Below are 26,453 nucleotides of genomic sequence, written 5' to 3'. Positions count from 1 at the left end.
CATGACGCTGTTCCTGCTCCGCCGGACCGGGCTGCTGGCCGTCGCGCTGGCGATCGCGAGCGTGCTCGTGTTCGTGCTGCTGCGGCTGCTGCCGGGCGACGTCGCGGCCACCATCGGCGGCTTCCGCGCGACCCCGGAGCAGCTGGCGTCGATCCGCGCGGAGCTTGGGCTCGACCGGTCGCTCCCGGCCCAGTTCGGCTCGTGGGTGACCGGGGTGTTGCACGGCGACTTCGGCCGCTCCCAGCTCAACGGCACGTCGGTGACCGGCGAGCTGGGCCGGAAGCTGCAGGTCACCGCGCCACTGGTGGCCGGGGCCGTGGTCGTGGCGCTCGTGGTGGCGGTGCCGTTCGGCACCTGGGCCGCCGTCCGGCGTCGCAGCCCGGTCGGCACCGGCATCAGTGCGTTGTCCCAGGTCGGCATCGCCGTGCCGACGCTGTGGCTGGGTCTGGTGCTCGTGCTGGTGTTCTCCGTGGAGCTCGGCTGGCTGCCCGCGCAGGGCTTCCCGGCCGACGGCTGGAGCTCACCCGGGCTCGCCCTGCGGAGTCTCGTCCTGCCGTGGATCGCGCTGGGTCTGTCCGAGGGTGCGGTGCTGCTGCGGTTCGTCCGCTCGGCGGTGCTCGGCGTCCTGGACGCCGACTACGTGCGGGCCGCGCGCGCCAAGGGCCTCACGAAAGGGCAGGCGTTGCGGCGGCACGGCTTCCGGAACGCCGCGCTGCCGGTCGTGTCGATCCTCGGCCTGCAGCTGGCGACGCTGATCGTCGGCGCGGTCGTCGTCGAGCGCGTCTTCACCCTGCCCGGGGTGGGCAGCATGCTGGTCGGCGACGTCGGCAACCGCGACCTGGTGAAGGTGCAGGGCGAGGTGTTCCTCGTCGTCGCCGCGGTGCTGGTGCTCGGCTTCGCGGTCGACGTCGGGCACCGGCTGATCGACCCGCGCCTGCGGGAGCCGCGGTGAACCGGCGGCGCGCGCTGACGTACCTGCTCCGGCGCCCGGCCGGGGTCTTCGGCCTCGCGGTGGCGGTCGTCCTGCTCCTGGCGAGCCTGGTTTCCCTGGTGTGGACGCCGTTCGACCCGCAGGCCACCGACCCCGGGCAGGCGTGGCTGCTGCCGTTCCAGGGCGGGCACCTGCTCGGCACCGACCGCATCGGCCACGACCAGTTCAGCCAGCTCCTGGCGGGGGCCCGCGAGACACTTGTCGCGGCCGTGGCGTCGGCGGCCGTGGCGACCGTGATCGGGTTGCTGTTGGCGCTGCTGGCCGTGCTCACCCCGCGCTGGGTGGGTGCCGGGGTGGTCCAGCTGATCGACCTGCTCGTCGCGTTCCCGGTACTGCTGCTCGCGATGGTGCTGGCCGCCGTCTACGGCGGCTCCCTGGCCACGGTCGTCGCCGCGATCGGCATCGGGTTCGGCGTCGCGGTGGCCCGGGTGGCGCGCGCCGAGCTGACCGCCGCCCTGGGCAGCGACTACGTCCTCGCGGCCCGGGCCGGCGGTGCCCGCACCGGGCGGATCGTCCGGCGCCATTTGCTGCCCACGCTCGCGCCGACGCTGATCGTCCAGCTGTCCCTGGTGATGGCCCTCGCCGTGCTGGCCGAGGCCGCCCTGACCTACCTCGGCTACGGCAGCTCGCCGTCGTCGCCCTCGTGGGGCGGCATGCTGCACGAACAGCAGGCCTACATCGCCGCCCGGCCGCTGCTGGTGATCTGGCCCGGCCTCGCGGTGGTGCTCACCGTGCTGGGCTTCAACCTCCTCGGCGACGCCCTGCGCGACGCCACCGACCCGCGGCTGGTGACGACCCGATGAGCCTGCTGGAGGTCGAGAACCTGACCGTCCACAGTGGAGATAGAACTCTGCTCGACGACGTCTCCTTCACCGTGGACGCGGGGGAGCGGGTCGGCTTGATCGGCGCGTCCGGTTCCGGCAAGTCGCTCACCGCGCTGGCGGTGCTCGGTTTGCTGCCCGACGGGATGACCGTCCGCGGCAGCGTCCGCCTCGACGGCGCCGAGCTGCTCGGGCGCACCGACCGGGCGCTGTCCGCGGTGCGTGGCGAGCGGATCGCCATGGTGTTCCAGGAGCCGCGCACCGCGCTGAACCCGCTGATGCGCGTGGGCCGGCAGATCGCCGAACCCCTGCGGGCCCACCGCGGCCTGTCCCGCAAAGCCGCGACAGCGGAAGCGATCGCGCTGGCCGAGAAGGTCGGCCTGCCCGACCCCGAGCACGCCGTCCGCGCGTTCCCGCACCAGCTCTCGGGCGGGCAGCGGCAACGCGTCGGCATCGCGATCGCGCTCGCCTGCCGTCCGGCGCTGCTGCTGGCCGACGAGCCGACCACGGCCCTCGACGTCACGGTGCAGGCCGAGATCCTCCGGTTGCTGCAGGAACTCGTCACCGAAGCAGGTACCGCGCTGCTGTTCGTCACCCACGATCTGGCCGTGCTGGCCCAGGTCGTCCAGCGGGTGCTGGTGCTCGGCGGCGGGCGGCTCCTCGAAGACGGCGCCCTCGCCGACGTTCTGCACGCACCCCGGCACCCGGACACCCGTGAGCTCCTGGACATCGCGCGGGCGGGCGCGTTCCGCCGCCACCGGGAGGTGACCCCGTGACCCTGCTGGAGGCCACCGGCCTGCACCGCTCCTACCGGCTCGCGCGCCGCACCCTGTTCGAACCACCTCCGGTCCGGCACGCCGTCCGGGACGTCAGCCTGAGGCTCGAAGACGGCGGACGGCTCGGCATCGTCGGCGAGTCCGGCTCCGGGAAGTCGACGCTGCTGCGCCTGCTGCTCGCTCTCGAACGCGCTGACGCCGGGACGGTCAGCTACCGCGGGCAGCCGGCCACCGGCCGGGACCTGACGTGGTTCCGCCGGGACGTCCAGGTGGTGCTGCAGGACCCGTACAGCTCGCTGAACCCGCGCACGGTCGTCCGCGACATCGTGGCCGAACCGCTCGAATGCCTCCGCATCCCGGGAAACCACGACGAACGCGTCGAAGAGATCCTCACCGCGGTCGGCCTGGAACCGGACGCTGCGTGGCGCTACCCGCACGAGTTCTCCGGCGGGCAGCGGCAGCGGATCGCCCTGGCCCGCGCGCTCGCGCCGCGGCCGAAGGTACTCGTCGGCGACGAGCCGTTCTCCGCACTCGACGCGGCCGTCCGCGCCCAGATCATCGACCTGGTCGCCGGGCTGGCCGGCACGATGGGGCTGTCGCTGATTCTCGTCTCCCACGACATCGGCGTGGTGCAGCAGCTCTGCGATCGGCTCCTGGTGCTCAAGGACGGCGTCGCCGTCGAGCAGGGCCGCACCGCCGACATCCTCGCGGCGCCGGAGCACCCGTACACCCGCGCCCTGCTCGACGCCGTGCCCCAGCTCCCCGAGGAGGTCGGATGAGCGCGTTCAAACTCGGGTTCCTCACCCACGTCCACGGACCCGGCAAGGACCTGCCCACGGTCCTGCGTGATCTGCTGACCGTGTTCGAAGCCGCGCAGGACCTCGGGTTCGACGGCGGCTGGGTCGCCCAGCACCACTTCCGGACCGACTTCGGCCGGCTGCCCTCGCCGCTGGTGTTCTTCGGCGCGGTGGCGGCCCGGGCACCGAAGCTCCGGCTGGGTACCGCGGTGACCGTGCTGCCGCTGGAGGACCCGATCCGGCTCGCCGAAGACGCCGCCGTGCTCGACGCCTTCACCGGCGGTGCGCTCGAACTCGGCCTCGGCACCGGCGGCGCCAACACCGACGCCTTCGCCCGCTTCGGGCACAACCCCGCCCACCGCCACCGGCTCCACGACGACAACCTCGGCACCCTCCGCCTGGCCCTGGGCGGCTCGGTCCTGCAGCCGCCCGCGCCGACGCTCGGCGACCGGCTCTGGCAGGCCACTTCGGACGTCACCCGGGCCGCGACCATCGGCCGCGAGGGCGACGGCCTGCTGCTCGGCACCGCCGTGCACGACCCCCGCAAGGTCCAGCGCCCGCTCGCCGAGGCGTACGCGGCAGCGGCGGTTCGTCCCCGCTTCGGCATCGTGCGCGCGGTGTTCCCCGCGAAGGACCGGCAAGCCGCCCAGGACGACCTGGCCCCGGCGCTGGGCGTCCACCGGCGGAACTTCGCCGAGCTGACCGGGCTCAGCACCGAGGAGCACCTGGTGCGGATCAACGTCCACCACGGCACGCCCGAGGACGTCACCGAGAGCCTGAGCGCCGATCCGGCGTTGCTCGACTTCCTCAACCCGGACAGCTGGTTCCTGCCCGTCGTCCAGCACGAGCTGTCCGATGTGGACGCCGACATCGAACGCCTGCGGGTGATCGCCACCGAAATCGCCCCGGCCCTCGGGTGGCGGCCGTGACCTTCCACCTGGGCTTCCTGACTCACGTCCACGGCGAAGGCGTGCCCGCCGGGCGGCTCTACCGCGATCTGGTCGAGCTGTTCGCCGCCGCCGAGGAACTCGGCTTCCAGTCCGGCTGGGTGGCCCAGCACCACCTCCAGCCCGAGCACGGCCGGCTGCCCTCGCCGCTCGTGCTGCTGGCGGCGGCCGCCGAGCGGACCCGGCGGATCCACGTCGGCACCGCCGTCACCGTGCTGCCCCTGGAAGACCCGCTGCGGCTGGCCGAGGACGCGATCGTCCTCGACGCGCTGTCCGGTGGCCGCCTGGAACTCGGGCTCGGCAGCGGAACACCCGCCGCCGACGACTTCGCCGTCTTCGGCCGCGACGTCGCGCATCGCCACGCCGACTACGACCGCAATCTTCGCGTGCTGACCGAAGCCCTCACCGGGTATGAGCTGAGCGAACGGCTGTGGGAGTCCAGCCTGCGAACGCGCGTGCTCACCGACGCCGCCACCGCGGGCCGCGGGCTGCTGCTCGGCGTCGGCCCCGCCGACCGCGTCCAGGCCGGGCTGGCCAAGGCCTACCTCGACGCCGGTCCGGAGACCCCGCGGATCGCCGCGGTTCGCGGGATCTTCCCGGGGGCCAGCCGCGCGGCCGCCGCCGCGGAGCTCGAAGCGGACGTCGCCCGCTACCGGTCTCCGCACGTCCGCGCGGGCTGGGCGCCGCACGAGGACATCAGCCTCACCGAACTGCTCCGCCTGATGAACGTCCAGCACGGCACTCCGGAGGACATCGTCGAATCCCTGCTCGCCGACCCCGTGTTCGCCGGACCCGGCACCCACCTGGTCGCCGCCGTCCAGGCCGAAAGCTCGACGCTGGGCCAGGCACTGGCCCGGCTGGAGACCATCGCCACGAAGATCGCCCCGGAGCTGGGGTGGCGGCCGTGACCCGGTTCCTCGCGCTGAGCGCACAGGTCGACGGCTCGGCCGACCACGACTTCGCCGTCCAAGCCGAGCTGGCGCGGTTGTTCGAACGCGGCCGGTTCGACGCGGTGTTCGTCACCGGCACCGCGGCGGCCGGGGAACCGCTCAGCGTGCTCTCCGCACTGTCCACAGTGACCAGCCACATCGGACTGGTGGGCACCGCGGGCACGACGGACCACGAGCCGTACCACCTGGCGCGGAAGTTCGCGTCGCTCGATCACCTCTCCCACGGCCGGGCCGGCTGGCACGCCGACCCGGGGCCGGACCACGGGCGCGCGGCCGAGTTCACCGACGTCGTCCGGCAACTCTGGGACAGCTTCTCCGACCGCGCGGTCGTCCGCGACGTCGCCGGCGCGCGGTACTACGACCCGGACCAGTTGCGCGCGCCGGAGCACCGCGGTGAGCACTTCCGCGTCCGCGGGCCGCTGAACATCTCCCGGCCGCCGCAGGGCCACCCGGTGTTGTTCGTGACGGACGCGCCGGGCACTTTCGCGGCCCGGCACGGTGAGGTCTTCCGCACCGCGGACCCCGATGCCGGCATCAAGGCCAGGGTGGCGGCCGCGGGCCGTGACCCCGGGCAGGTCCGCGTGTGGCTGTCGCTGCCGCCGCTCGCGGGTACGCCGGAGCGGATCGCCGACCGGCTGCAGGAGTGGTTCACCTCCGGCGCCGCGGACGGCTTCACCGTGTCGTTCCCGGAGCTGCCCGGCCCGGCCGTCGACTTCGTCCGCCAGGTCGTCCCGATCCTGCGGCGGCGCGGCCTGGTGCCGGACGGCTACCACGGCAGGACGCTGCGCGAGAATCTCGGCCTCGCCCGCCCGGAGGTGTCCCGGTGAGCCGGCAGCTGCACTTCACGGCGTTCCTCAAGCCGCCGGGGGAGTACCTCGCGGCCTGGCGCCACCCGGACACCCAGGCCGACGCCGGCATCGACTTCGACACCGTGCTGTCCTTCGCCCGCACCGCGGAGCTGGCCAAGTTCGACGCGGTGTTCTTCGCCGATCTCGTCGGCGTCCCGCTGGAGAGCCAGGACGTGCTGTCGCGGGTTTCGGTGGTCAACGACTCGTTCGAGCCGACCACGCTGCTGGCCGCGCTCGCCGCAGCGACCAGCCGCATCGGCCTGATCGCGACGGCCTCGACCACGTATAACCAGCCGTCCCATCTGGCGCGGACGTTCGCGACGATCGACCACATCTCCGGCGGCCGCGCCGGCTGGAACGTCGTCACGTCGCTCAACGACGGCGAGGCGCTCAACTTCGGCCGGGACGCCCACGTCGGCCACGCCGACCGGTACGCGCGGGCGGAGGAGTTCTTCGACGCCGTCACCGGACTGTGGGACAGCACCGGCAGCCGTCCGGTGATCGTGCAGGCCGGGGCGTCGGAAGCGGGCAAGCAGTTCGCCGCCCGCGTCGCGGAGGTCGTCTTCTCCGGGCAGCGGGACCTGGCCCGCGCCACGGACTTCTACGCCGAGATCAAGCAGCGTGCCGCGTCGTTCGGCCGAAGCCCGGACGAGCTCAAGGTGTTCCCCGCGCTGTCGGTCATCACCGGGGAGACCCGCGCGGCCGCGGAAGCCAAGCGCGACGTCCTGCGCGGGCTGATGCCACCTCAGGTCGCCCTGGCCCACCTCGCCTATCTGCTCGGCGGGTTCGACCTCACGGGGTATCCGCTCGACGGGCCGCTGCCGGAGCTGCCCGAGTCCAACCAGTCGAAGAGCACCCAGCTCGACGTCTACCTCCGCGCCCGGCAGCGAGGACTGACCATCCGGCAGCTCGCGGCCGAGATCAGCGACGATGCGAGCACGATCGTCGGCCCGCCGGAGGAGATCGCCGACCACATCGAGCGCTGGTTCACCGCGCCGGCCGCGGACGGGTTCACCCTCGTCTTCCCGTACCTGCCCGGTACCCTCGACGACTTCGTCCAGCTGGTGCTGCCCATCCTGCGCCGGCGTGGGCTGTTCCGGGCAAGATACGACGGAGCCACCCTCCGCGACCACCTCGGCCTGGGCCGACCGACCTCGAGATACGGACCTCCCTGATGGCACCTGACACCGCGGGCGAGCACAACGCCCTGACCGACGTGCCGGGCCTGCGCGTCGGCCACGCCACCCGCATCGGCGACGGCGCCCTGACCGGCACCACGGTCGTGCTGCTGCCGTCGGACGCGGTCGTCTCCGTGGACGTCCGCGGCGGCGGGCCGGCCACCCGCGACACCGCGGCCCTCGACCCCCGCCACCCGGCGCCGGCCGTCGGCGCCATCACCCTCACCGGCGGCAGCGCCTTCGGCCTCGCGGCGGCGGGCGGCGTGCTCGACTGGCTGGCCGAACACCGCCCCGAGGCGACGTCCGTGGTGCCCGCCGCGGCGCTGTTCGACCTCGGCCGCGGCGGCGACTTCCACGCCCGCCCGCACGCGGAGCTCGGCGCCGAAGCCGTCCGCGCGGCCACCGGCGGCCCGGTCGCGCAGGGCAACGTCGGAGCCGGGACCGGCGCGGTCAGCGCGGAGATGAAGGGCGGGGTCGGGACCGCGAGCGCGGTGCTGCCCGACGGCACGGTCGTCGCCGCCCTGGCCGTGCTGAACTCCCACCACCCCGCGGTGGACCCCCTGACCGGGCTGCCCTACGGATACTCGCTGGGCGCGACGGCCCGCCAGGAGTTCACCCTGCCCGCCCCGGACGAAGCCGCCCGCGCCGCCGCGCGGGAGCGGCTCGCGGCGTCCACCCACGATCGCCACACGCGGACACCGCTCAACACGGTGATCGGCGTGGTCGCGACGAGCGCCTCGCTCGACCCCGGAACAGCGTACCGCCTGGCGGGCGCGGGCCAGGACGGCCTGGCGGTGGCGGTCCGCCCGGCCCACGGCGTCGCCGACGGCGACACGGTGTTCGCGGTCGCCACCGGCACGAGCCCCACGGGCGCGACCCCGGAGCTGTTCGCGGCCGCGTCGAACGCCTTCGCCCGCGCGATCGTCCACGCGGTCCTGGCGGCGGAGTCCGTGACGACGGGTTGGGGGCACATCGCTGCCTACCGCGAGCTGTACGGCCTGCTCGGGTGACGTCCGCCGTCCTGGTCGTGCTCGGCGGCCTGCCGGGCACGGGCAAATCCACGGTGGCCAGGCCACTGGCTCGCGCGCTCGGGGCGGCCTACCTGCGGATCGACACGATCGAGCAGGCTCTCGCGGACTCCGGGGAGCTCACCGCACCACCGCGGGCAGCGGGGTACATCGCCGGTTACGCCCTGGCCCGTGACCAGCTCGCCAACGGCATCGACGTGGTGGCCGAGTGCGTGAATCCGCTGAAGATCACCAGAGACGCGTGGCGCGCGGCCGGCTCCCGGGTCCTCGAAGTCGAACTCGTCTGTTCCGATCCGCGCGAGCACCGTGCTCGCGTGGAGGGGCGGGTGACCGACGTCCCGGGACTTCGGCTGCCGACGTGGCGGGACGTGGCCGAGCGGGAGTACGAGCCGTGGGACCGGGACCACCTGGTCGTCGACACCGCCGCGGTGACCGCGGCCGGGTGCGTCGAGCTGATCCTCCGGCACGTCACCCGGCCTTGACGGCGTGGACCGCTTCGGCGACCGCGAGCAGCGTCGCGAGGGGGTCGTCGCCGAGGGGGGAGACGCCGATGTGGTCGGCGCCGGCGTCGCGGTGGGCCAGCAGCCGGGTCGCGACGGTGGCCGGGTCGCCGTGGGCGACGAGTGCGTCGATGAGCCGGTCGCTGCCGGTGAGGTCGTCGTCGGTGTAGCCGAGCCGCCGGAGGTTGTTCGCGTAGTTGGCGACGCCCAGCGCGGTCCCCGGCGGTGCGGACCGGGCGACCGTGCGGGCCCGGTCGGCGTCGGGTTCGACGAGGGCGAAGTGGCCGGGCAGCAGGAGCTTGCCCGCGCCGAGGATGGCGCGTGCCCGCCGGGTGTGTTCGGGCGTGACCAGGCACGGGATGGTTCCGGCGGTGCGGTCGCGGGCCAGGCGCAGCATTTTCGGCCCGAGTGCGGCGATCACCGTGCGCCCGGCCGGAACGCCGGCCTGCGCGAGACGGTCCAAATAGGACACCAAGGTATCGTACGGCGAGGCGTACTCGGCGTGGACCTCGCGGTGCCCGATGCCGACGCCGAGCACGAACCGGCCGGGGTGGCGGGCCTCGATCCGGTGGTAGGAGGCGGCGACGGTGCCCGCGTCGGCGGTCCAGACGTTCACCACGCTGGTGCCGACGGTCAACCGGGTGGTGGCGTCGAGCAGCTGCTCCACGAGGGCGAGGTCGGCCGGTGGCGAGGCGTCCAGCCAGAGCGTGCCGTAGCCGGCTCGCTCGACTTCCGCCGCGCTGTCCGAGGTCAGTTCGTGCTCGCGCAGGTGGGCGCCGAGGAGGCCGAGTTCGATGGTCATGCCCCGACTCCAGCACGGCGGCCCGCCGCGAACCAGGACCAGGGCCGACGCGCAGCGATAACCTGACGGCATCGTCGCAGGGGAGGACCGGTGGAACTACGGGCGTTGCGGTATTTCGTCACGGTCGCCGACGAGCTGCACTTCGGCCGCGCGGCCGAGCGGCTGCACATCGCCCAGCCGGCGGTCAGCAGGCAGATCGCGCGGCTGGAACGCGAGCTCGGCGTCCGGCTGTTCGACCGATCGCCGCGCCGGGTCCGGCTCACCGCGGCGGGGCACCGGGTGCTCGACGTGGCCCGGGAAGCGCTCGCGGCCGCCGACCGGGTCCGGGTCGTGGCGCGGGCGCAGGCGGGTGTCATGCGCATCGGGACGGGCACGGGGCAGTTCACCGCCCGCCTGGAACGCGGGATCGACGCGCTGCGCGAGCGATCCCCGGCGTTCGATGTCGTGCTGGTCGACCTGCCGCTTCCCGCGCGCCTGAACGCGCTGCGGCAGGGGGAGATCGACCTCGCGTTGGCGCGGGGAGTGCGTTCGGCGCCCGGGTTGCGCGTGCTGCCGACGTGGACCGAGTCCCTGTTCGCGGTCGTGTCCGCGCGGCACCCCGCCGCCGGCCGCGCGGTGGTCGGGGTGGCCGAGCTGGCCGCCGGGCCGCTGCGGACGTCCCGGGACCACGACCTGCCGGCCGAAGTCCTGCGGGTGACCGTGCCCCAGGTCCGGGCGGGCACGGTCGCCGACACGATCGTCGAGGTCGGCTCCGATCCACGCAGCTGGACGGTGCTGCCCGCCGACCAGGTGGCCGAGATCCGGTCGGCCCGGGTGCGCGCGATCCCGCTCGAACCGCACACGACGGTCACCGGCAGCGTCGTCGTCCCGGACGACCTGCCGTCCCCCTGCGTGGCGGCCCACCGGGCGGCCTTCGGTGACTGACGCCGTGCCCCACCTGATCGCCCCGGCCGCGCGCCTGCATGCCGCCTGGCTCGACGCGCACGCGGAGTGGGGGCCGGGCCGGCACGAAGACGGCTTCGGTCTGCTGGCCTCCGACGAGGTCCGGTCGCCGGGCGGGTTCTCGGCGTGGGTCGCCCGGCTCGTGGCCGACGCGTCCTGCCGGTACCGGTGGATCGTCGAGGCCGACGTGGTGCTCGGCGGGATCGCACTGCGGCACGGATCCGGTGAGTTCGTGCGGCGAGCCGGCCACATCGGCTACGGCATCCGGCCGGCCGCGCGGGGACGCGGGCTGGGCACCTGGGCGCTGGGGGAGATGCTGGCCGAGGCCGCCCGGCTCGGCATGGACCACGTGGTGCTCGTCTGCGCGGCCACCAACACCGCTTCGGCCAAGACGATCGAACGGCAGGGCGGAATCCTCGAAGGCGTGGGCGGAACCCCACGCGGTGCGGTCCGGCGCTACCGCGTCAGCTTTGCCGTGGAAGCTTGAGCGGGCGTGGGACACAGCCCGCGCGCGTGCTCGCCGGCCGCCGTTCGAGCCGGGCCTGGCCGTGCCGGTACCGCGGCCCGGGGCCGACGTTCTGCTGGTGCCCCTTTCCCGGGAGGAACGGGAGACTTTCCGGCGGATCGTTCCGGGCTGAGCGGTCAGCCTCGGGAGAGCGGGGAGTCCCAGGTGTCGAGGTAGGTGATGTCCTCGATGTCCGGGCGGGCGGCGGCCCGGAAGTCGCGCTGGGTTGTGCAGGCGACGGCGAGCAGGCTGATCTGCATGACATCGTCGGGGATGCCGAGAAGCTTGGCCACGTCGGCTTCGTGGTCCTGGAGGTGGTAGCCGCAGATGGAACTGCCGAGGCCACGGTCGCGCAGGGCGAGCTGGAAGCTCCAGATGGCGGGGTAGGCGGAGCCGAAGTAGGCGGACTGCGAGAAGGCGTCGGCCGGTGGGCGGCCGATCATGCAAGGGATGGCCAGGACGGGCACGCGTTCGAGGTTGCGGACGAGGTGCTGGGCGGACGTCAGGGCACGTTCTTCGACCAGGTGGCCGTACTGGGCCCAGGCTGCCTCGGCGGTTTCGCGGTTGTAGGCGGCGATCTTGGCCTTCAGCTCCGCGTCGCGGACGAGCAGCCAGCGGAACTGGGCGGCCATGCTGCCCGCGGCCGGGGCCTGCTGCGCGATTCTCAGGCAATCGTCCAGCACTTCCTGCGGTACTTCGCGGTCGAAGTCGAGCTTCCGGCGGACCGATCGGGTGGTGGTGAGCACGGTCTGAGCGTCCATACTTACAGTGTATGCATACACTGTAAGTATGGCACTGACCCGCGAGAAAGTTCTCGAAGTCGCCTTGCGGCTGGCCGACGAGGAGGGGCTGGCAGCGTTGTCGATGCGCAAGGTCGCCGCCGCGGCCGGTGTCGAGGCGATGTCGCTGTACAACCACGTCGAGAACAAGGGTGACCTGTTGGACGGGCTCACCGCCCGGGTCTTCGAGGATGTGTCCCTGCCGGATCCCGCGTTGCCGTGGGACGGGCGGCTCAGAGAGCTGGCCGGAGGGTTGCACGCGAGCTTCACGCGGCACCCGGTCGTCGTGCGGGCGCTGGCGGCGCAGGATGCGAACCCGCGCTCGGCCGGGGCGTTGCGAGTGATCGACGCGCTCCTTCGCGCTCTGCTCGACGCGGGCCTGGACGAGCGGGCTGTGGCGCGTGCTTACCGGTCGTTGCTGGGGATGCTGTTCGGCTCGGTGCTCACCGGCACCGCCGCGACCGGCAGCCCGGCTGTCCGGGCCGAACCCGTGGTGGCGTATTTCCGCCGGATGGTGACCGCGGAGGAGCTGCCGAGCCTGTGTCGCGTGCTGCCCGCGTTGGAGACGGGCGACTGCGTGCAGGACTTCGAATACCAGCTCGACCTGCTGATCGGCGGGCTGCGACCAGTGTGAGGGAGTCAGACGGCGGCGAGCCGGCGGAAGCGGCTTCCGTGGAAGACCAGTGGTGGGGTCTCGGCGGTACGCAGGCGGTGGATTTCCAGGAGCGCGATCAGGTGGTCGCCGGCCGGGAGCTCGGTGTGCAATGAACACTCGAGCCAGGCGCTCGATCCGCTGATGAAGACGCTGTCGTGCGGGCCGGGCTCCCACTCGACGTCGCGGAAGCGGTCGCCTTGCCGGGCGGACAGGTTGAGGCAGGCGTCGTCCTGGCCTTCGGCGAGGACGCTGAGGCCCAGCCGGGGCCGGTCCCGCAGGAGCGGCCAGGTCGACGACGTCCGCTGGATGCAGAGCGACACCAGCGGCGGCGACAGCGAGACCGATGTGAACGAGCTGGCGGCCATCCCGCGGGGAACGCCGTCGACGAGGGCGCACACCGCGGTGACGCCGGAGGGGAAGCAACCGAAGGCTTCGCGCAGGTGGCTCTCGGACGTCACGGACTGGAGGGCGATCATCAGCGTCCTTTCCGAAGCGGGGAATGCAGGGCCCGCACGCGCGGGACCGGGCCGGGGAAGCGTTCGACGTCGACGGCCGCGTGCTGGCCGGCGCAGCCCTGCGACAGCCGGGACGACGGGATGTCGGCGGTCAGGACGTTCGGGTTGCCGTGGGCGCACAGCGGGCCGGTGGGGTGGTCCTCGACCGGGTCGAACCAGGCACCGGTCGGGAGCTGGACCACGCCGGGGCGGAGGGCGTCGTCCAGGACCGCGCCCGCCAAGCAGGCGCCGCGCGTGTTGAACACCCGGACGACGTCGCCGGTCGTGATCCCGCGGGCCGCCGCGTCGGCCGGGTTGAGGCGGATCCGCTCGCGGCCGGCCACCTTGCCCGCGCTGCTGACGTCGCCGGCGTCGAGCTGGCTGTGCAGGCGGGTGTGCGGCTGGTTGGCGATCAGCCACAGCGGGCCGGACTCGGTCGGCGGAAGCCAGACGGGGTGACCGGGGCAGTCCGGGTAGCCGAAACCCGCGATGGTCGCCGAGGTGATCTCGATGCGGCCGCTCGGGGTGCGCAAGGGATGCGCGGCCGGGTCCGCGCGGAAGTCGGCGAACAGTGTGTGGTGCTCGCGGCCGGGTGGCAGCCGCAGCTCGCCGTCGGCCCAGAACCGCTCGAACGCCGGTTCGTCGCGCCAACCGCGGTAGAGGTGTTCCAGCCACTGCCGGGCGGTCCGGCCTTCGGTGAACGCCTCGGAAACGCCCAGGCGTGCAGCCAGTGCGGCGAAGATCGCGTAGTCGTCGCGCGCCTCTCCGGCAGGAGAAGTGATCCGGTGCATGGCGATCAGGTGGGTGTCCCGGCGCCCGGAGCCGAGGTCCTCGCGTTCCAGCGCCGTCGTCGCGGGCAGGACGATGTCGGCGTGCCGGGCCGTCGCCGTCCAGTGCGGCTCGTGGACGACGACGGTGTCCGGGCGGGTGAACGCGCGGCGCAGCCGGTTGAGGTCCTGGTGGTGGTGGAACGGGTTGCCGCCCGCCCAATAGACGAGCCGGGTGTCCGGGTAGCGGCGGACCTCGCCGTTGTAGTCGTACGTCGAACCCGGGTGCAGCAACAGGTCGGCGACCCGCGCCACCGGGATGAACTCGCCCACCGGGTTCACGCCCTGCGGCAGGTACGGGATCCGCAGCTCGGGGCCGGTGTCGCCGACGTCGCCCATCGAGCCGTAGCCGTGCCCGAACCCGCCGCCGGGCAGGCCGATCTGACCCAGCATGGCGGCCAGCGCGAGGCCCGCCCACACCGGCTGTTCGCCGTGTTCGGTGCGCTGCAACGACCACGTGACCGTGATCAGCGTCCGCTTCGCGGCCATCTCCCTGGCGAGCGCGACGATGTCGGCGGCCGGGATGCCGGTGATCCCGGCCGCCCACCCGGGGTCCTTGCCGAGCAGGGAGCGCTCGAACTCCGGGTAGCCGACGCAGTAGCGGTCCAGGAACTCCCGGTCATGCAAGCCTTCGGCGACGAGCGTGTGGGCCAGCGCGAGCATGAGCGCGGTGTCGGTGGCGGGCCGGATCGGGTACCAGCGTGCGTCCACTGTGGACGGCAGGTCGTCGCGCAGCGGGCTGACGAGCGCGACGCGGGCCCGCAGCCGCGCGAGGTGCCCCGGTGTTCCGTGGACGGTGACGCCGCCCGGCGTGACGAACACGTTCTTCTCCGGCACCCCGCCGAACGCGACGATCAGCTCGGTGTGCTCGGCGATGGTCGGCCAGGTCGACGCCTGGCGCAGCACCGCGTGCGTGTCACCGACGACGTGCGGCAGCAGCACCGACGAAGTCCCGTTGCTGTAGGAGTTCCGCGACGCCGTGAAGCCGCCGATCGTGTTCAGGAACCGGTGCAGCTGGCTCTGGGCGTGGTGGAACCGCCCGGCGCTCGCCCAGCCGTACGAGCCGCCGAAGATCGCCTGGTTGCCGTGCTCGGTCCGGACCCGGTCCAGTTCGGCGGCCAGCCGGTCGAGGACCTCGTCCCAGGGCACCTCGACGAACTCGTCGCGGCCGCGGCGGTCGTCCGGGCCGGGGCCGTGCTCGAGCCAGCCGCGGCGGACCGCCGGCCGGGCCACCCGGCTCGGGTGGTCCAGCGCGGCGGCCAGGTTGCCGAGCAGCGGCGACGGCGCCGGATCGGCCGGGTGCGGCTCGACGCGCAGCCGGCCTTCGGAATCGACCTCGGCGGAGAAGGCGCCCCAGTGCGACGTGCTCGGTTTCATGCGCCGACGGTAACGGCGTCCGCGCGCTCCCGGACCAGCCTGACGAGCGTGCCGTAGTCGCGGGCGTCGGCCAGCGGCGAGAACCCGCGGATCAGCAGCGTGCCGACGCCGAGCCGGACGTAGTCCAGCAGTGAGTCCGCGACCTGCTCGTAGCTGCCGACCAGCGCGGTCGAGTTCCCGGCGGCGCCGGTCGTCTTGGCCACCGCCGTCCACAGCCGCTCGTCCACCACCTCGCCGGTCGCCGCCGCTTCCAGAAGCCGCCGTGAGCCGACGGCCTCGTTCGAATCGCGGCGGCCCTTGAACTCGCCGACGCGCTCCTGGGTCAGCCGCAGGATGTCCCGCGCGCGTTCCCACGCCTCGGCTTCGGTCGCCGCGGGGATGGGCCGCAGGCTGACGCTGAACGCGATGTCCCGGCGGGCCGCGGCCCGCACTTGGCCGATGCGCTCGGCGATCCCGGCCAGGGGTTCGCCCCAGAACGCGTAGACGTCGGCGTGCTTCGCCCCGACCCGGATCGCATCGGCCGACGCGCCGCCGAAGTACACCGGGATCCCGGCGGCCGGACGGACGTCGGAGAGTGCGCCCCGGACCCGGTAGAACTCGCCTTCGTGGTCGAACGGCTCGGCCGACTCCCACGTCCGGCGGACCACCGAGAGGAAGTCGCCGGTGCGGCGGTAGCGGGTGGGCTTGTCGGTGAAGTCGCCGTCGCGGGCCTGGTCGGCGTCGTCGCCGCCGGTGATCACGTGCAGCGCGATCCGGCCGGGGTGGAACGCGTCGAGGGTGGCGAACTTGCGGGCCAGCTGGGTGGGCGCGACGAAGCCGGGCCGGTGGGCGAGCAGCACGCCGAGCCGGTCGGTGGCGGCGAGGACCTGGCCGGCCAGCACGAACCCGTCCGGGCTGCTCGCCGACTGGGCGATCAGCACCCGGTCGAACCCGGCCTCCTCGTGCGTGCGGGCGACTTCGCGCAGGTAGCCGGGCTGGATGATCGGGCCTTCGGGGGCGACGATCTCGCTGGCCTGGCGGCCGGCGGCGTAACCGATGAACTCGAGCGTCACGGGGTCTCCTGTCCCAGGGCGCGGGCGGCGGCGAAGATGTCGCTCATCCGCCAGCTTTCGTTGGCGTGGGTGCGGCGCGCCCGGCCCCAGCCGGAGTCGCGCCGGTATTGCGCGGGCCAGTCCGAAGCCCGGACGGCGGTTTCGTCGACGGCGACGGGCGTGCGGCAGTCGGGGTCGACGAACAGGGCGTCGACCGGGCAATAGAGCTCGCAGAGGAAGCACGTCTGGCAGTCGCTCTGCCGGGCGATGACCGGCGGGGCGTCCGGGACGGCGTCGAAGACGTCGCTGGGACACACCCGGACACACTTGTCGCAAGCGATGCAGCGGTCGGCCAGGACGAGTTCGATCACGCGGCGGCCTCCTGGCTGTCCGTGCGCCAGTGCATGCCGAGGCTTTCCCGGCGCCGGAGCGCGGCCTCCTTGACCCAGCGGCCCATGGCGACCAGGGACGCGGTCTCGCGCGCGGTCACGGCGTCGCGGCCTTCCCCGGTGAGCACGGATTCGACCTCCGTCCACAATGCATCCAATGTGGACAAAGAAGCACGGAGACCCGGCTCGTCGCGGAACATGTTCTTGTCATAGGCGTTCAGCTCCTCCCGGACCACATCCACGACGGCCGCGGTGTCCACCACGGCCCGGCGGCCGCTCGGCCGGATCCCCGCCCGACCCGCCGGATGCAGGGGGGCCGGGCCGGCACCGCGTGCGTGCCGGACCGCGGCGCGCCCGGCCCAGGTGCCCGACGACACCGCCCACGCCGAGTTGGGAGAGCCGCCGCCGGAGATCGCGCCGACCACCGGGACCCGGCTCGCGACGTCGCCCGCCGCGAACAGGCCGGGCACACTGGTGGCGCAGTCCGGCCCGGTGACGAGCCCGCCGACGCCGCGGACCGTCCCTTCGCCGAGCAGCGTGACCTCGAACGGCTGGGTGTACGGGTCGATCCCGCGGCGGGTGAACGGCAGCAGGAAGTTCGGCTGCACCAGCGGCATCTTGCGGCGCACCCAGTCCGGCGCGCGATCGAGCGTGGTGAACACCGGCCCGCGCAGCATCGCCGCGCCGAGGACGCGGTTGCGGTCCGGGCCGGACGGCAGCTCGATGACGCGCCCGTCGGCGTCGGTGTAGGTGCCGAACAGGTACGTCATCGACCGCGCCATGGTCGAATACGCCGGCGCCAGGGTGTAGTAATTCGAGAACTCCATGCCGGCCAGCCGCGCCCCGGCCTCGACCGCCATCAGGTGGCCGTCGCCGGTGTTGCCGCGCGAGCCGAGCAGGTGGGAACGGAACGCCGTGCCGCCGGTGGCCAGCACGACCGCGCCCGCGCGGACCCGCCAGTTCCCGCCCGCCTGCCGCCGGACCCCGGCCGCGCCGCCCACCGAGCCGTCCGGGCGCAGCAGCAGTTCCAGGGCCGGGTGGTGGTCGAGGATCCGGACGCCGGCGCGGTGGACCAGCCCGCGCATGGCCCGCAGGTACTCCGGCCCGCGCACGTTGTTCGTCCGATCGGGTTTCCCGTCCCGCACCGGGAACGGGTAGTACCGGTCCAGCGTCGGCAGCCGCTCCCACGTCGTGCGCAGCACGCGCAGCGCCTGCTCGGTGTCCGCGAGCCCACCCGCGTGCGCGTGCCGCTCGGCCACCGCGCGCTCGTGGTCCCCGGGTTCGACGAACCAGTGCGTGACCCCGGCCGTGGCGGTGACGCCGCTGGTGCCGCAGTAGCCCTTGTCGACCAGCACGACGTCCCCGCCGGCTTGGGCCGCGGCCAGGGCGGTCCAGGTCGCGGCCAGACCGCCGCCGATGACGAGCACGTCGGCCTTCACCGGGACTCCGCCAGCTCGGCGACCCCCAGCTCGGCCAGCAGCCGGTGCCGCAGCTGTTCGAACTCCGGGTTGCGGCGGCTGCGTTCGCCGTCGAAGGCGACGCGGTGTTCGGCGGCGAGGCGGCCGGACCGCATCGCGACCACGCGGTCGGCGAGGAGGATGGCCTCGTCGACGTCGTGGGTGACCAGCAGGACCGCCGGGCGGTGCGCGTCGACGAGGTCCCGGACCAGGGCGTGCATCTTGATCCGGGTGAGCGCGTCGAGGGCGGCGAACGGCTCGTCGAGCAGCAGCAGCCGGGGTTCGCGCACCAGCGCCCGGGCGAGGGCGACGCGCTGGGCCTCGCCGCCCGACAACGTGACCGGCCAGGCGTCGAGGTGCCCGGCCAGGCCGACTTCGGTCAGCGCGCGGGCCGCGGCCTCGCGGGGCAGGCCGACGGCGACGTTCTGCCACACCCGCCGCCACGGCAGCAGCCGGTGCTCCTGGAACACGACCATCCGCTCGGCCGGCGCGGCCAGCTCGCCGTCGTCGGGTGCGTCGAGCCCGGCGAGCAGCCGCAGCAACGTCGTCTTGCCGCAGCCGCTTTCGCCGATGAGCGCGACGAACTCGCCGGGCGCGATGTCGAGGTCGAGTCCATCCAGGATGGTCCGCGGTCCGAAGCTCTTGGTCAGCGCGCGCACGCGCACGGCGGTGCTCACAGCTTCACGGCGTGGTCGGCGATGGTGATCGGACCGCTGAGCACCTTCCGCTGGGTGAGCCAGTCGGCGCCGCGCTGCAGCTGCGCGATCCCGTCGTCGTTGATCAGCGCCAGCTTGGTCTGGACGTTCTTGGCGGCCATCTTGTCCAGCACGGCCTGCGGATAGTGCGAGACGGCGTTGCCGATGTCCAGTGACTCCTTGTAGTGCTGGTTCTGCCAGTCGTAGTCGGCCTGGAACGCGGCGATCACCTTGCGGATCGTGTCGGCGTTCTGCTCGGCGTAGTCGCGGCGGACGAGGTAGCTGGTGAAGTCGATCTGGAAGTCCAGCTCGTCGCCGTCGACGAAGATGGGCTTGGCGCCGTACTGGACCTCGGCGATCTCGCGGAAGCCCTGCCAGATGGCCCAGGCGTCGATCTTCCCGGCTCCGAACGCGGCCGACGCCTCGGGCGGGTTGAGGTAGGTGACCTTCACCGACTCGCGCGGCACCTGGTACTTCTCCAGAGCGGCGACCAGCAGGAACTCACCGAGCCCTGCCTTGTTGACCGCGACGGTCTTGCCCGCCAGGTCGGTGACCTTTTCGATGCCGGTGTGCGCGCCGGCGACGATCGCCGTGGTCCGCGGCGTGGACGCCGCCCAGGCGACGTAGACGAGGTCGGCACCCGAGAGGATCGCCTGGTCGGCCGGGGTGGTGCTGCCGCCGAAGCTGAAGTCGGCGGTGCCGCCGACGACGGCCTGCAGCGTCGGTGCGTGGTTGGGGAACGGGCCGACCCACTCGACGGCGATGCCCTGGTCCTTGAGCGTCTTCTCCAGCACGCCACGGGCCTTCGGGACGGAGATGGTGCTGTAGGTCAGCCGGACTTTGCCCTGGGTGGCGCCGCCGGCCGAACCGGTGGCGCACGCGGCGAGCGGGGCGGCGAGGGCGGTGAGCCCGGCTGCGGTCAGGAACGTGCGTCGGGAGAGTGTCATGGCTGTCCTCAGGCGGTCAGGCGGGCGTAGGTGGGGTGCCAGCGCAGCAGGCGGCGTTCGAGGAGACGGGTGACGAGATCGCAGAGGATCCCGATCACGGCGTAGATGAGCACGACGAGCACGATGACGTCGGTCTGCAGGAACTCGCGGGCGTTGGTGGCCATGAACCCGAGTCCCGCGTCGGCGCCGAGGGTTTCGGCGATGACGAGCGCGAGCCAGGCCGCGGTGAGCGAGAGCCGCAGCCCGCCGAGGATCGAGGGCAGCGCGCCCGGCAGGACGACCCAGCGGATCCGGGCGGCGCGGCCGAGGCCGACGACGTCGGTCATTTCGAGGAGCTTCGGGTCGATCTGGCGGATGCCGAGCACGGTCGTCAGGTAGAGCGGAACCGCGGTGCCGAGGGAGATCAAGAAGATCTTCCCGGCCTCGCCGATCCCGAACCAGACGATGACGAGCGGCAGGATGGCCAGGAACGGGACCGCGCGGATCATCTGGATGCTGCGGTCGAGGACCGCTTCGGCCACTTTGGACAGTCCGACGAGCAGGCCGAGCCGAGGCCCAGGCTCGCCCCGATCGCGAACCCGGTCGCCGAGCGTTGCAGACTGGCCAGCAGGTTCGACGGCAGCTCGCCGTCGGCGATCAGGTCACCCGCCTTGGCCACCACGCTGCTCGGCGCCGGCAGCACCTGCCGGGGCAGGATCCCGGCCTGGGCAAGCAGTTCCCAAAGAGCGAGCACGGCCACCGGCGTCAGCCACGACACCGCGCGGTACGGGAAGCGGATGATCACGGGCCGGGCGACGGCGCGGGTCATCGCGGATCGAGCCCGGAGTCGACGTACTCGCTCAGCTTCTTGCCACCGGGGAACAGGCCCTGCTGCACCCAGGTGTCGTAGGTCTTCTGCAGCTGGGCGGCGAGGGCGGCGTCGACCGGGATGCGCTGGTAGGTCGTCTCGTCCGGGCGGACCTGCTTCGCGATTTCGATCGGCTGGTGCGCGAAGCCGGCGTACCACTTGTCGAAGGCGTCGGGGTTGTCCTTCGACCACGCGTAGCTCTTGTCCACACGGCTCGCGAAGTCCTGGATCGCGGTGCGTTTGCGCGGGTCGCCGAGGGCCTTGTCGGTCGCGGACAGGACGTTGAGGCCGGAGTTGATGCCCGCGCCGTCGGACAGGACGCGGGCGCCGAGTTCGCCGCGGGCTCGGGCGGCGTAGACGCTCCACGTGGCCCACGCGTCGATGTTGCCGGTCGAGAACGCGCCGTTCGCCTCGGAGGGAGCGAGGAAGTTGAGCGTGACGTCCTTGTCCGACAACCCGGCCTGCTTGAGCGCGCCGATGACCAGGAAGTGGGCGACGCTGCCGCGGGTGGTGGGGGAAACCCGCTTTCCCTTGAGGTCGGCGACCGTGTGCGCGGGGCTGTCCTTCGGCACCAGGAGGTAGGTGCCCTTGCCGCCGTTGCTCCAGGCCGCGGCGACCTTGATCTTGGAGCCGCCGGCGATCGCGGTCACCGTGGGGGAGTCGTTGGCGCCGCCGATGTCGATCGCGTCCGCGCGCAGGGCCTCGTGCAGGTTGACCGCCGCGGCGAACTGCGACCACTCGATCTTGTACGGCAGGTTGTCGAGCAGCCCGGCCGCCTTGAGCCGGGACTGCGTGGCGCCGGTCTGGTCGCCGACCCGCAGCACCACCGGACCTGATGCGTCCGATGTGGACGATCCGCACGCGGTCAGGGTGGTGAGACCGAGCAGGGTGGCCACGAGCAGGGCGAGCCGGGGTTTCGAGGGCATGCGGAACTCCCCAATGCGGTGTCGGCCGCGGAGATTCGGTTGCGGCGCCGAGCTAAATGGGCACCGGCGTGTGTCTATTTTCCCCCGCGGCCGGGGAGAGTCAACGCTCTCGGGCGGGTTCCCACGAACCGGGAAGAACTCCACTGTGGACCGTCGCGGCCCGCGCGGCGTCGAGGTATTCGCCCAGCGGACGCCAGCCGGGCACGACGAACCGGCCGCCGGGGCCGGTGAAGGTCAGCGTCGGCAGGGCGTAGCGGACGTGGTGTTCGAGATGCTTCGCCCGGCCGCTGTGGGGCCCGGGTGCGGCGATGTCGAGGACTTCCGGGCACGGGTTCCGCGTCTCACGCCAGTCATCGCGCACGGCCTGACGGACCTCGTCGCTCGTCATGGCCGCGCGCAATGCCGCGAGGTCGAGGCCGGGCACGTCGTCGAGTGCGGCGAGCACGCGATCGGTGTCGTCGGCCGGGGTGCCGTGCCGGAAGGTCGTCTCGCGCAGCCGCGTCAGGACCAGGTCGGCAACGGTTTCCCCCTGCGCCTCCGCGGCTTTCGCGGCCAGCGAAGCCGGCCAGCTCGTGCGGGCCACCCAGGCCAGGTGCGGTGGTTTCGGGGCGCCGGTGTGCTCGGTGACGCCGTCGATGAACTTCGCGTACCAGGCGGCTTCCGCGGCCGGGTCCGGTGCCAGGTCCTCGTCGTCGTCGAAGAGGATGCCGAACACCCGGCGCCACCGGACGTCCGGCAGCTTCGCCCGCAGCAGGCGGAACTTCGGCTCCGATCCCCACGCCCACGGACAGGCCGGGTCGGTGTACTCGACGACTTCGAGCGGCACGCCTCAGTCCTCGGGCACGTCGACCGGGGACCAGAGACTCGGCAGGTTGACCACGATGCCGTCCTGGCTGCTGCGCGCGATGATCACGACCGCCTCTTCATCGGTCGGGTTCTCTTCGCGGTGCGGCACGTACGGCGGCACGAAGATGTAGTCGCCCGGGCCGGTTTCGATCCGGACCTCCTCCTCGCCGTCGGCGAAGACGAACACCGGGTGGCCGGACTTGACGTAGATGGCCGTCTCGGCTTCACCGTGGTGGTGGTCGCCCGAGTTGGTCACCGGCGCGACGTGCGTCTCGCCCATCCAGACCTTCGACGACCCGACGGTCTTGCCGGAGATCGCCTCCAGCCGCCTCATGCCACTCGTCTGGTTCGTGTCGCCGGTGAGGTCGGCGCCGCGGATGTGTCGCAGGGGCTGGTGCCAGAGGTCGCTCACGCGAGTCCTTTCAGGTGGCGACGCGTGCGGGCGCCGCGTCGTCGAGCAGGTCGGCGATGGTCGTGGCGCGCAGCAGCGCGTCGAGCCCGGCTTCGAGGCCGGACCAGAACGGCGTGAGCCCGGCGGCTGTCCCGTGGTAGGCCAGCGCCGGGCGCGGTTCGCCGCGGACGGACAGGAACTCGCCGTCGACCGCCACGACGGCGTCCCGCACGGTCACTTCGCCGGCCGCCCGGGCCAGCCAGTAGCCGCCTTCGCAGCCGCGCTGGCTGCGGACCAGCCCGGCCTGGCGCAGGTCCCGCATGACCGCCTTGATGAACCGGGCGGGGATGTCCTGGGCGGAGGCGACGGCTTCGCAGGTGATCGGCCGCGAGGTGTCCGCCGCGAGCTCCAGCAGCACCCTGATCGCGTAGTCCGCCCTGGCCGAGATGCGCATGCCCGCCATCATCCCCGGACCAGGACCGGTCCGCGCGTCCCGGCGCGCAGCCACTCCAGGAACTGGACGATCTCGGCGGCCACGCTCCGGTGGGTGACGTCGTTGAGGACGTCGTGCCGGCCGCCCTCGACCAGCACGAAGCGGCCGGCCGGGAGCATCTCGGCGAACGCGCGCGCGGCCTTCGGGCCCGCGACCCGGTCCGCGCCGCCGTGCAGGACGAGCACGGGGGTGCGGGGGAGCACTGCCGGGAAGTCGGCGGGCTCCGAGAGCAGGGCGCCACGCCGGAGGCGGTCGTCGGTGCCGAGCAGCTCACGGTGCACCGGGCAGGCCGTCCGCACGTCGAGCTCGGCTTCCCACGAGCGGTCTTCGGTGTGCTCGGCCGAGAGCGGCAGGCCGGTCGCGACGACCGCGTGCACCGGCAGCTCGGCGGCGAGGGCGAGGGCGGCGAGACCGCCGGTGTCACTGCCGAGCAGCACCACCGGCACCGGGTTCCCGCGCAGTTCGCCCGCGACGTCGTCCGGGGAGGCGACGGCGACGACCCGGTAACCGTCGAAGGCCAGCCGGGTGCCCAGCCGGGCGTAGAGCCCTGGGTGCTCGCCCCGGCCGGGCAGGAGCACGACCGTGCCGCGCACGGTCACGCCGTCCGCCGGGGCCCAGCGGGCGGGGGCGCGGGTCATACGGCGGCCGCCGTGGCCGGCTGCCGCTCGCGCCGGGCCAGCTCGGACCGCACCAGGGGGAGCAGGTGCCTGCCGTAGTCGATCGCGTCGTCGAGCGGGTCGTAGCCGCGGATCAGCAGGGTGGTGACGCCGATGTCGACGTAGTCCAGCAAGGCCTTGGCGACTGTTTCGGGGGTGCCGACCAGCGCGGTGGAGTTGCCCGCGGCACCGGTGGCCGTGGCCAGCGGTGTCCACAGTGCACGGTCGTGGCGGTCGGCCTTCGCGGCCGCGGCCAGCAGCCGGACGCTGCCGACGTTGGTGGGCGCGCCGCCGTCGCGCCATTCGCGAGCCGCCTTGGCCGCGCCGGACGCGGTGATCTTGTCGAGGATCCGCTCGGCCCGTTCCCACGCGAGTTCTTCGGTGGGGCCCAGGATCGGCCGGAACGACACGCTGATCCGCGGCGGGGTCAGCCGTCCGGCCGCCTTCGCCGCCGCCCGGACGGACGCGATCTGTTCCGCCGTCTCCCGCAACGGCTCACCCCAGAGGGCGAACACGTCGGCGTGCTTGCCGCCGACCCGGTAGGCCGCTTCCGAGGAACCGCCGAAGTACAGCGGGATCCGCGGGTTCTGCAGCGGCCGGACCTGCGGGGTGAACTCGTCGAGCCGGTAGTGCTTGCCGTGGTGGGAGAACGCGGACCCGGACGTCCAGGCACGCTTGAGGATTTCCAGGTACTCGTCGGTGCGGTCGTAGCGCTCGTCCTTCGGCAGGTAGTCGCCGTCACGGGCCTGCTCGACGTCGCTGCCGCCGGTGATGGTGTGCACCGCGACGCGGCCACCGCTGAAGTGGTCGAGGGTGGCGAACGCGCGCGCCGCCAGCGTCGGCGCGACGAACCCGGGGCGATGGGCCACGAGCAGGCCGAGGCGCTCGGTGTGGGCGGCCGCGTAGGCGGCGACCTGCTGGCCTTCCGGCCAGCCGGCGCCATAGCCGATGAGCACGCGATCGAAGCCGCCGTCCTCGTGCGCCCGGGCGAACCTGCGGACGTAGGTGGGGTCGATCACCGGTCCTCTGGCCGGCCGGGTCTCGCTCGCGTCCTGGGTGCCGATCATGCCGACGAACTCGACGGGCATCTGCTTTCCTTTCGCCGCAAGAAGAACGCCCTGCCAGGGAACGGCACGCGAGACCGCGGTGTCAATTGGGCATCTGCAGGTGTCCATTTGGTGGACGTGGCTGGCCGCCGCCCGTCCGGGCGGCTTATCGTCGGCCCGCTCGCCGACCTCTCCTGGAGGACTTCGTGACCACGACCGTCGCCACCGTCCCGCAGCCGGACCTGTCCGCGTTGCCGTCGATCGTCGCCGGGCTGGCCGCGCGCGCCGGCGAACACGACCGGGAAGCGACGTTCCCGCACGAGGGCGTCGAGCGCGTGCACGCCGCCGGCCTGCTGACCACGACCGTGCACCCGCGTTACGGCGGTCCGGGGGCCGGTGTCCTCGACACCGCGCGGCTGCTTTCCGAGCTGGGCCGAGGCGATCCGTCGGTCGCCCTGGTCACCGCGATGACGCTGTTCGTCCACGCCGCGCAGGGCGCCGAGCCGACGTGGCCGGAGGAGAGCTACCGGGCGGTGCTGGCGGAGTCCGCCGAGCGGCCGGTGCTGATCAACGCGTTGCGCGTGGAGCCCGAGCTCGGCTCGCCGACCCGCGGTGGCTTGCCCGCGACGGTCGCCCGCCGGACCGCCGACGGCTGGCGCTTGTCCGGCCGCAAGATCTACTCGACCGGTTCGGTCGGCCTGCGGTGGATGGTCGTCTGGGCCCGCACCGACGAGCACGAGCCGCGCGTCGGCGGGTTCCTGGTCCGTGCCGACGCACCGGGCATCGAGATCGAACCGACTTGGGACCACCTCGGATTGCGGGCGAGCGCGAGCCACGACGTCGTGTTCACCGACGTCCCGGCGGTGGCTCCACCGGGATTGTCCACACCGGACACTCAGCGTCCGCCGGTGCTGACCTTCCCGCTGGCGCTGCCCGCGATCTACCTCGGTGTCGCGCGCAACGCGCTCGACTGGCTCACCGGGTTCCTCCGGGACCGCGTCCCGAGTGGCCTCGGCAAGCCACTGGCCACCCTGCCGAGGTTCCAGAGCGGAGCCGGGGAGATCGCCGCGCGGATCACCGGCGCGGAGGAGATCTTGTTCGGGCTCGCCCGCCGGGCCGACGAAGGCGACCCGGACGCGGCGGCGCACGCGGGTGTGGCGAAGGTGCTCGCGACGCGGTTGCTCATCGAGGCGGTGGAACAGGCCGTGGCGCTGACCGGAAATCCCGGCCTGACGCGGGCCAACCCCCTGCAGCGGCACTACCGCGACGTGCTGTGCAGCCGGGTGCACACTCCGCAGGACGACGCCGTGCTGGCCGGGCTGGGCCGGTCCATCCTCGCTTGAACTCGGCCCTCGGAGGAATCCGTGTCGCTTTTCGGCACTGATCCGGGCTCTCCCGCTGGGGCACGCTGGGGACGTGACCACGGGCGCACGGGATCGGGCGGCCGCGGCCGATCTGGCCACTCCTGTGGCGCTGCGCGTCGCCGCCACCTTGTCGAGGAGCCGACTCGGG

At 73.1% G+C, this 26,453-nt stretch carries 31 protein-coding genes; 14 read left to right on the top strand and 17 right to left on the bottom strand.

Features of this window, described 5'->3' with window-relative positions; translation table 11 throughout:
• Window position 1: 1 nt before the first annotated feature.
• From ACLJQF_RS34400 to ACLJQF_RS34355, 10 genes are read left to right on the top strand one after another with little or no spacing between them, the layout of a single operon-like run.
• Window positions 2-952, top strand: coding sequence for an ABC transporter permease (locus tag ACLJQF_RS34400; RefSeq protein ID WP_410614512.1), 951 nt, complete (start codon window positions 2-4; stop codon window positions 950-952).
• Window positions 949-1,794 carry an ABC transporter permease gene (locus ACLJQF_RS34395; RefSeq protein ID WP_410614511.1) on the top strand — a complete coding sequence of 282 codons (846 nt, stop codon included), beginning with the start codon at window positions 949-951 and terminating at the stop codon, window positions 1,792-1,794. The genes ACLJQF_RS34400 and ACLJQF_RS34395 overlap by 4 nt, the downstream gene beginning before the upstream one ends.
• The gene (locus ACLJQF_RS34390; protein WP_410614510.1) at window positions 1,791-2,588 is read left to right on the top strand and encodes an ABC transporter ATP-binding protein; all 798 of its coding nucleotides are present in this window, start codon (window positions 1,791-1,793) and stop codon (window positions 2,586-2,588) included. Before ACLJQF_RS34395 ends, ACLJQF_RS34390 begins: the two co-directional genes overlap by 4 nt.
• Window positions 2,585-3,367 carry an ABC transporter ATP-binding protein gene (locus tag ACLJQF_RS34385; RefSeq protein WP_410614509.1) on the top strand — a complete coding sequence of 261 codons (783 nt, stop codon included), beginning with the start codon at window positions 2,585-2,587 and terminating at the stop codon, window positions 3,365-3,367. The genes ACLJQF_RS34390 and ACLJQF_RS34385 overlap by 4 nt, the downstream gene beginning before the upstream one ends.
• Window positions 3,364-4,314, top strand: coding sequence for an LLM class flavin-dependent oxidoreductase (locus ACLJQF_RS34380; protein ID WP_410614508.1), 951 nt, complete (start codon window positions 3,364-3,366; stop codon window positions 4,312-4,314). Before ACLJQF_RS34385 ends, ACLJQF_RS34380 begins: the two co-directional genes overlap by 4 nt.
• Window positions 4,311-5,240, top strand: coding sequence for an LLM class flavin-dependent oxidoreductase (locus ACLJQF_RS34375; protein ID WP_410614507.1), 930 nt, complete (start codon window positions 4,311-4,313; stop codon window positions 5,238-5,240). The genes ACLJQF_RS34380 and ACLJQF_RS34375 overlap by 4 nt, the downstream gene beginning before the upstream one ends.
• Entirely contained in the window at window positions 5,237-6,109 is an 873-nt protein-coding gene (locus ACLJQF_RS34370; protein ID WP_410614506.1) for an LLM class flavin-dependent oxidoreductase, read from the top strand. The genes ACLJQF_RS34375 and ACLJQF_RS34370 overlap by 4 nt, the downstream gene beginning before the upstream one ends.
• Entirely contained in the window at window positions 6,106-7,305 is a 1,200-nt protein-coding gene (locus tag ACLJQF_RS34365; RefSeq protein ID WP_410614505.1) for an LLM class flavin-dependent oxidoreductase, read from the top strand. The genes ACLJQF_RS34370 and ACLJQF_RS34365 overlap by 4 nt, the downstream gene beginning before the upstream one ends.
• The gene (locus tag ACLJQF_RS34360) at window positions 7,305-8,318 is read left to right on the top strand and encodes a P1 family peptidase (RefSeq protein ID WP_410614504.1); all 1,014 of its coding nucleotides are present in this window, start codon (window positions 7,305-7,307) and stop codon (window positions 8,316-8,318) included. Before ACLJQF_RS34365 ends, ACLJQF_RS34360 begins: the two co-directional genes overlap by 1 nt.
• Window positions 8,315-8,818, top strand: a complete 504-nt coding sequence (locus ACLJQF_RS34355; RefSeq protein ID WP_410614503.1) for an AAA family ATPase — start codon at window positions 8,315-8,317, stop codon at window positions 8,816-8,818. Before ACLJQF_RS34360 ends, ACLJQF_RS34355 begins: the two co-directional genes overlap by 4 nt.
• On the opposite strand, the gene ACLJQF_RS34350 is transcribed toward ACLJQF_RS34355, so the two are convergent.
• The gene (locus tag ACLJQF_RS34350; RefSeq protein ID WP_410614502.1) at window positions 8,805-9,638 is read right to left on the bottom strand and encodes a TIGR03620 family F420-dependent LLM class oxidoreductase; all 834 of its coding nucleotides are present in this window, start codon (window positions 9,636-9,638) and stop codon (window positions 8,805-8,807) included. The genes ACLJQF_RS34355 and ACLJQF_RS34350 overlap by 14 nt on opposite strands.
• A gap of 90 nt (window positions 9,639-9,728) precedes the next feature.
• On the opposite strand from ACLJQF_RS34350, the gene ACLJQF_RS34345 reads away from it, so the two are divergent.
• Window positions 9,729-10,562 (top strand): LysR family transcriptional regulator, encoded by an 834-nt coding sequence (locus ACLJQF_RS34345; protein ID WP_410614501.1) that lies wholly within the window; start codon window positions 9,729-9,731, stop codon window positions 10,560-10,562.
• On the top strand, window positions 10,555-11,067 hold the full coding sequence (locus ACLJQF_RS34340; protein WP_410614500.1) for a GNAT family N-acetyltransferase: 513 nt from the start codon (window positions 10,555-10,557) through the stop codon (window positions 11,065-11,067). Before ACLJQF_RS34345 ends, ACLJQF_RS34340 begins: the two co-directional genes overlap by 8 nt.
• Window positions 11,068-11,222: 155 nt before the next feature.
• On the opposite strand, the gene ACLJQF_RS34335 is transcribed toward ACLJQF_RS34340, so the two are convergent.
• A complete protein-coding gene (locus ACLJQF_RS34335; protein WP_410614499.1) occupies window positions 11,223-11,846 on the bottom strand; it encodes a nitroreductase family protein in 624 nt (207 codons plus the stop codon).
• 28 nt (window positions 11,847-11,874) lie between these two features.
• On the opposite strand from ACLJQF_RS34335, the gene ACLJQF_RS34330 reads away from it, so the two are divergent.
• Window positions 11,875-12,498, top strand: a complete 624-nt coding sequence (locus ACLJQF_RS34330) for a TetR/AcrR family transcriptional regulator C-terminal domain-containing protein (protein ID WP_410614498.1) — start codon at window positions 11,875-11,877, stop codon at window positions 12,496-12,498.
• A 5-nt stretch (window positions 12,499-12,503) separates the two neighbouring features.
• On the opposite strand, the gene ACLJQF_RS34325 is transcribed toward ACLJQF_RS34330, so the two are convergent.
• The 15 genes from ACLJQF_RS34325 to ACLJQF_RS34255 all read right to left on the bottom strand — a co-directional run bounded on the left by ACLJQF_RS34325 (window position 12,504) and on the right by ACLJQF_RS34255 (window position 24,983).
• Window positions 12,504-12,995, bottom strand: a complete 492-nt coding sequence (locus ACLJQF_RS34325) for a flavin reductase family protein (protein ID WP_410614497.1) — start codon at window positions 12,993-12,995, stop codon at window positions 12,504-12,506.
• A complete protein-coding gene (locus ACLJQF_RS34320) occupies window positions 12,995-15,217 on the bottom strand; it encodes a molybdopterin-dependent oxidoreductase (protein WP_410614496.1) in 2,223 nt (740 codons plus the stop codon). Before ACLJQF_RS34320 ends, ACLJQF_RS34325 begins: the two co-directional genes overlap by 1 nt.
• Window positions 15,214-16,269, bottom strand: coding sequence for an LLM class flavin-dependent oxidoreductase (locus tag ACLJQF_RS34315; protein WP_410614495.1), 1,056 nt, complete (start codon window positions 16,267-16,269; stop codon window positions 15,214-15,216). The genes ACLJQF_RS34320 and ACLJQF_RS34315 overlap by 4 nt, the downstream gene beginning before the upstream one ends.
• On the bottom strand, window positions 16,266-16,619 hold the full coding sequence (locus ACLJQF_RS34310) for a 4Fe-4S binding protein (RefSeq protein WP_410614494.1): 354 nt from the start codon (window positions 16,617-16,619) through the stop codon (window positions 16,266-16,268). The genes ACLJQF_RS34315 and ACLJQF_RS34310 overlap by 4 nt, the downstream gene beginning before the upstream one ends.
• The gene (locus ACLJQF_RS34305) at window positions 16,616-18,076 is read right to left on the bottom strand and encodes an FAD-binding protein (RefSeq protein ID WP_410614493.1); all 1,461 of its coding nucleotides are present in this window, start codon (window positions 18,074-18,076) and stop codon (window positions 16,616-16,618) included. The genes ACLJQF_RS34310 and ACLJQF_RS34305 overlap by 4 nt, the downstream gene beginning before the upstream one ends.
• The gene (locus ACLJQF_RS34300) at window positions 18,073-18,771 is read right to left on the bottom strand and encodes an ABC transporter ATP-binding protein (RefSeq protein WP_410614492.1); all 699 of its coding nucleotides are present in this window, start codon (window positions 18,769-18,771) and stop codon (window positions 18,073-18,075) included. Before ACLJQF_RS34300 ends, ACLJQF_RS34305 begins: the two co-directional genes overlap by 4 nt.
• The gene (locus ACLJQF_RS34295) at window positions 18,768-19,736 is read right to left on the bottom strand and encodes an ABC transporter substrate-binding protein (protein ID WP_410614491.1); all 969 of its coding nucleotides are present in this window, start codon (window positions 19,734-19,736) and stop codon (window positions 18,768-18,770) included. The genes ACLJQF_RS34300 and ACLJQF_RS34295 overlap by 4 nt, the downstream gene beginning before the upstream one ends.
• Before the next feature lie 8 nt (window positions 19,737-19,744).
• A complete protein-coding gene (locus tag ACLJQF_RS34290; RefSeq protein WP_410614490.1) occupies window positions 19,745-20,257 on the bottom strand; it encodes an ABC transporter permease subunit in 513 nt (170 codons plus the stop codon).
• A complete protein-coding gene (locus ACLJQF_RS34285; RefSeq protein ID WP_410614489.1) occupies window positions 20,221-20,544 on the bottom strand; it encodes an ABC transporter permease in 324 nt (107 codons plus the stop codon). The genes ACLJQF_RS34290 and ACLJQF_RS34285 overlap by 37 nt, the downstream gene beginning before the upstream one ends.
• A complete protein-coding gene (locus tag ACLJQF_RS34280; RefSeq protein ID WP_410614488.1) occupies window positions 20,541-21,509 on the bottom strand; it encodes an ABC transporter substrate-binding protein in 969 nt (322 codons plus the stop codon). Before ACLJQF_RS34280 ends, ACLJQF_RS34285 begins: the two co-directional genes overlap by 4 nt.
• 100 nt (window positions 21,510-21,609) lie before the next feature.
• Window positions 21,610-22,335, bottom strand: coding sequence for a DsbA family protein (locus ACLJQF_RS34275; protein WP_410614487.1), 726 nt, complete (start codon window positions 22,333-22,335; stop codon window positions 21,610-21,612).
• 3 nt (window positions 22,336-22,338) lie between these two features.
• Entirely contained in the window at window positions 22,339-22,767 is a 429-nt protein-coding gene (locus tag ACLJQF_RS34270) for a cupin domain-containing protein (protein ID WP_410614486.1), read from the bottom strand.
• A 10-nt stretch (window positions 22,768-22,777) separates the two neighbouring features.
• Window positions 22,778-23,200 (bottom strand): RrF2 family transcriptional regulator, encoded by a 423-nt coding sequence (locus ACLJQF_RS34265; RefSeq protein ID WP_410614485.1) that lies wholly within the window; start codon window positions 23,198-23,200, stop codon window positions 22,778-22,780.
• Between the two features lie 8 nt (window positions 23,201-23,208).
• Window positions 23,209-23,877, bottom strand: coding sequence for an alpha/beta hydrolase (locus tag ACLJQF_RS34260; RefSeq protein WP_410614484.1), 669 nt, complete (start codon window positions 23,875-23,877; stop codon window positions 23,209-23,211).
• Entirely contained in the window at window positions 23,874-24,983 is a 1,110-nt protein-coding gene (locus ACLJQF_RS34255) for an LLM class flavin-dependent oxidoreductase (RefSeq protein ID WP_410614483.1), read from the bottom strand. The genes ACLJQF_RS34260 and ACLJQF_RS34255 overlap by 4 nt, the downstream gene beginning before the upstream one ends.
• 164 nt (window positions 24,984-25,147) lie before the next feature.
• Between ACLJQF_RS34255 and ACLJQF_RS34250 the strand changes: the two genes are divergently transcribed.
• Window positions 25,148-26,284 (top strand): acyl-CoA dehydrogenase family protein, encoded by a 1,137-nt coding sequence (locus ACLJQF_RS34250; RefSeq protein WP_410614482.1) that lies wholly within the window; start codon window positions 25,148-25,150, stop codon window positions 26,282-26,284.
• The last annotated feature ends 169 nt before the right edge of the window (window positions 26,285-26,453 follow it).

The organism is Amycolatopsis sp. lyj-109 (assembly GCF_046548995.1).
Taxonomy (GTDB): domain Bacteria; phylum Actinomycetota; class Actinomycetes; order Mycobacteriales; family Pseudonocardiaceae; genus Amycolatopsis.
Note: the sequence above shows the minus strand (reverse complement) of the source record. Positions and strands in the feature narration are given on the sequence as shown.